We start from the raw sequence: 399 nt of genomic DNA, 5'->3' as shown, positions 1-399 counted from the left end.
GGAGCGGTAGTTCAGCTGGTTAGAATGCTGGCCTGTCACGCCGGAGGTCGCGGGTTCGAGTCCCGTCCGCTCCGCCATTCAACGAGGCCTCCGGCCAAAAGCTGGAGGCTTTGTTTTCTCCCCGGTCCAGGCCAGTGGGAAAACAAAAAAGCAACAATGCGGAGCGGTAGTTCAGCTGGTTAGAATGCTGGCCTGTCACGCCGGAGGTCGCGGGTTCGAGTCCCGTCCGCTCCGCCATTCAACGAGGCCTCCGGCCAAAAGCTGGAGGCTTTGTTTTCTCCCCGGTCCAGGCCAGTGGGAAAACAAAAAAGCAACAATGCGGAGCGGTAGTTCAGCTGGTTAGAATGCTGGCCTGTCACGCCGGAGGTCGCGGGTTCGAGTCCCGTCCGCTCCGCCATT

General features: G+C 60.4%; 3 tRNA genes. All 3 read left to right on the top strand.

The features are described from left to right. The 3 genes from ACTJJM_RS21220 to ACTJJM_RS21210 all read left to right on the top strand — a co-directional run bounded on the left by ACTJJM_RS21220 (position 1) and on the right by ACTJJM_RS21210 (position 397). A tRNA-Asp gene (locus tag ACTJJM_RS21220) sits at positions 1-77 on the top strand. A gap of 83 nt (positions 78-160) precedes the next feature. Further along, positions 161-237, top strand: a tRNA-Asp gene (locus ACTJJM_RS21215). A gap of 83 nt (positions 238-320) precedes the next feature. Then, positions 321-397 (top strand) — tRNA-Asp (locus tag ACTJJM_RS21210). Positions 398-399 lie beyond the last annotated feature (2 nt).

Origin of the sequence: Stenotrophomonas sp. 22692 (genome assembly GCF_052045015.1) — a bacterium.
In the GTDB taxonomy this organism is placed as follows: domain Bacteria; phylum Pseudomonadota; class Gammaproteobacteria; order Xanthomonadales; family Xanthomonadaceae; genus Stenotrophomonas; species Stenotrophomonas geniculata.
Note: the sequence above shows the minus strand (reverse complement) of the source record. Positions and strands in the feature narration are given on the sequence as shown.